Raw genomic sequence first — 3,315 nt, 5'->3', positions numbered from 1 at the left:
GATGTTGCCCGCGCCGGCCACCCGTCCGCTCGAAATCACGGTGCCCGGCCGCGACGACCTCGACCCCAATGCCGGGGCCGACATTGCCGCCGTGGCCGACGAGGACGAGGATGCCGACGCCATGCCCCACGTCAACTACGACCCCACCCTGGACCTTTCGCGCTTCCAGTTCCCCACGCTGGAGCTGCTCAACGATTATGGCATTCCCAAAGCGCAGGTAACCAAGGAGGAGCTGGAGGCCAACAAGGACCGCATCGTGGAGACGCTGGGCCATTACAGCATCGCCATTGCCAGCATCAAGGCCACCATCGGGCCCACGGTTACGCTCTACGAAATCGTGCCTGAGGCCGGCGTGCGCATCTCTAAAATCAAGAGCCTGGAAGATGATATTGCCCTGAGCCTGGCCGCGTTGGGTATTCGCATTATTGCGCCCATCCCGGGCAAGGGTACCATCGGTATCGAGGTGCCGAATACGAAGAAGGAGATGGTGAGCATCCGCTCGGTGTTGGGCTCTGAGAAGTTCGCGCGCAGCGAGATGGACCTGCCCATTGCCTTCGGCCGCACCATTACCAACGAGGTATTCGTGGCCGACCTAGCCAAAATGCCTCACTTGCTGATGGCCGGTGCCACCGGCCAGGGTAAGTCGGTGGGCCTGAACGTGATTCTGGCCTCGCTGCTTTACAAGCGCCACCCCGCCCAGCTCAAGTTCGTGCTCGTCGACCCCAAAAAGGTGGAATTGAGCATCTTCAACAAGATTGAGCGCCACTACCTGGCCAAGCTACCCGACACCGACGAGGCCATCATCACCGATACCAAGAAGGTGGTGAACACGCTGAACTCGCTGTGCATGGAGATGGACCGGCGCTACGACCTGCTGAAAGAAGCCGGCTGCCGCAACCTAAAGGAGTATAACGCCAAGTTCATCGAGCGACGCCTCAACCCCAAGAAAGGCCACCGCTTCCTGCCCTTCATCGTGCTGGTAATCGACGAATTGGCCGACCTGATGATGACGGCCGGCAAAGAGGTGGAAACGCCCATTGCCCGCCTCGCGCAGCTGGCCCGCGCCATCGGCATTCACCTCATCGTAGCCACCCAGCGCCCCTCGGTGAACGTGATTACCGGCATCATCAAGGCCAACTTCCCCTGCCGGATTTCCTTCAAGGTGACCAGCAAAATCGACTCGCGCACCATTCTCGACACCGGCGGGGCCGACCAGCTCATCGGCCAGGGTGACATGCTGTTCTCGGCCGGCTCGGATTTGATTCGCGTGCAGTGCGCCTTCATCGACACGCCCGAAGTAGACCGCGTCTGCGACTTCATCGGCGAGCAGCAGGGCTACAACGACGCCTACCTGCTGCCCGAAGTAGCCGGGGCCGATGGCGACGGCGGTGGCAATGAGGAGATGGACCCCTCGGAGCGCGACTCCATGTTCGAGGACGCGGCCCGCTGCATCGTGTTGCACCAGCAGGGTAGTACCTCGCTGCTACAGCGTAAGCTCAAGCTCGGCTACAACCGCGCCGGCCGCCTCATCGACCAGCTGCAGCACGCTGGCATTGTGGGCCCGTTCGAGGGCAGCAAGGCCCGCGACGTGCTCATTCCCGACGAATACCAGCTCGAACAATTGCTCAATTCCATGAAATAATAATCCCATCAGTAGCGTAAGCTTCGGCTTACGCTACTTTTTTTGGCTTCATTTGCATTTCATTGGCAAACTGGCCGGACGTTTGTTATTCAACTTCCGTATCAGGCATTCCAAGCGAGGCCGTAGTTCCTCCAGACCCTTAACTCTCACATGAAAAAGACCCTCTCTCTGCTGATGTTCGCGGCAACGCTGGCCCTGCCCGCCGCCGCCCAGCAAGACCCCAAAGCCGGTAAAATTCTCGACCAGATGAGCGCCAAATACCAAGCGCTGAAAGCCTTCCAGGCCACCTTTACGCAGACGTTGGAAAACCCCAGCGCCAAGGTGAAGCAGAACATCAACGGCGACATCGTGGTGAGCGGCCAGAAATTCCGCCTCAAAATCAGCGGCCAGGAAGTCATCAACGATGGCAAAACCACTTGGACGTATTTGAAGAACGAGAACGAAGTGAACATCTCCGACTCGGACCCGGACGCCCAGGAAATGTCGCCCTCCCAGATTTATACGATGTATAAGAAAGGCTACAAATACACCTACGTGCAGCAGGTAACCGAAGCCGGCGAGCCGCTGGATGTGATTGAGCTGGCCCCCGAAAACCGCAGCAACGACGTGTTCAAGGTGCGCCTGAAAGTGCGCAAGAAGGACGCCTCGGTGAAAAGCTGGCAGATGTTTAAGAAGAACGGCAACCAGTACACTTTTCTCATCAAGAACTTCAAGCCCAACCCGCCGGTCGATGCCACGACGTTTGCTTTTGACAAAGCCAAATACAAAGGCGTGAAGGTGGTGGACCTGCGCTAACTGCTGGTAACAACACCGCTATCAAACGGCCCGCTTCGACCAGAGGCGGGCCGTTTCTATTATCCAGCAGCATCACTGTAAACTTTTGTGAATAATCTTGCGAGATGAATGGCAAGATGCAATTAGTGATTTATGTAGCAGAGCAGGCTCAATATTTTCTCAGAGAAATTGGCGAGTTATATCCTTTTGCTGTTTTTCTTAATAATGAAGGAGAAGTAAAACAGTTGCTCTTGAATTGGGAAGAAGAAAAGCCTGCCGTAAAAGAGTATGCTACCGCACTAGAAGCGGTAGTTAAGGTGCGCCTGCGGTTTGAATCAATTTTAGGTGGAGTAATTTGCACAGATGTTCTTTACAGAGCGAATTCTGAAGCTGAGAAGGTAGATGCATTGCAAATGAAGCTGCTGGTAGCAGATGGTACTGAGCATTATTATCAGCCTTATTCGGTTGTCGGGCAAAGCGTTGAATTTGCCGCCATTGTCCGCGACGATATGACATTTGACCGGCCGTCACAATTGGCTGAATAGTGTATGCGCGAAGATTTCTACCACTACGTCTGGCAGCACCAGTACTTCGACAAAACCGACCTGTGCACGGCAGCGGGTGAGACGATTCAGGTGCTGAAGCCCGGCCACCGTAATGCCGATGCCGGGCCCGACTTCCTGAACGCCCGCCTGCGCATCGGCGATGTGGAGTGGAACGGCGCGGTCGAAATTCACCTCCGCGCCTCCGACTGGACCCGCCACCAGCACCAGACCGACCCCAAGTACGACCAAGTCATTCTGCACGTCGTGGGCCAGCACGATGCCGACGTGGCCCGCACCAACGGCAGCCTCATTCCGGCGCTGGCGCTGCAGGCGCGGGTGGCCCCCGAGCTGCTG

Annotated in this window: 4 protein-coding genes; all 4 read left to right on the top strand. The window is 57.0% G+C overall.

Features of this window, described 5'->3' with window-relative positions; translation table 11 throughout:
* The coding region (locus tag ACYVDE_RS18145; protein WP_460502965.1) for a DNA translocase FtsK at positions 1-1,642 on the top strand (1,642 nt) is incomplete at its 5' end.
* 150 nt (positions 1,643-1,792) lie between these two features.
* Positions 1,793-2,437 carry a LolA family protein gene (locus ACYVDE_RS18140; protein ID WP_460502964.1) on the top strand — a complete coding sequence of 215 codons (645 nt, stop codon included), beginning with the start codon at positions 1,793-1,795 and terminating at the stop codon, positions 2,435-2,437.
* A gap of 104 nt (positions 2,438-2,541) precedes the next feature.
* Positions 2,542-2,961, top strand: a complete 420-nt coding sequence (locus tag ACYVDE_RS18135) for a hypothetical protein (protein ID WP_460502963.1) — start codon at positions 2,542-2,544, stop codon at positions 2,959-2,961.
* A gap of 3 nt (positions 2,962-2,964) precedes the next feature.
* On the top strand, positions 2,965-3,315 hold a 351-nt coding region (locus ACYVDE_RS18130; RefSeq protein ID WP_460502962.1), incomplete at its 3' end, for a DUF2851 family protein.

The organism is Hymenobacter agri (assembly GCF_054778495.1).
This window is presented reverse-complemented; position numbering and strand designations above follow the sequence as displayed.

Coding starts and splice junctions, on each gene's coding strand:
- ACYVDE_RS18135 (WP_460502963.1), top strand. CDS start 2,542: ATGAATGGCAAGATGCAATTAGTGATTTATGTAGCAGAGCAGGCTCAA.
- ACYVDE_RS18140 (WP_460502964.1), top strand. CDS start 1,793: ATGAAAAAGACCCTCTCTCTGCTGATGTTCGCGGCAACGCTGGCCCTG.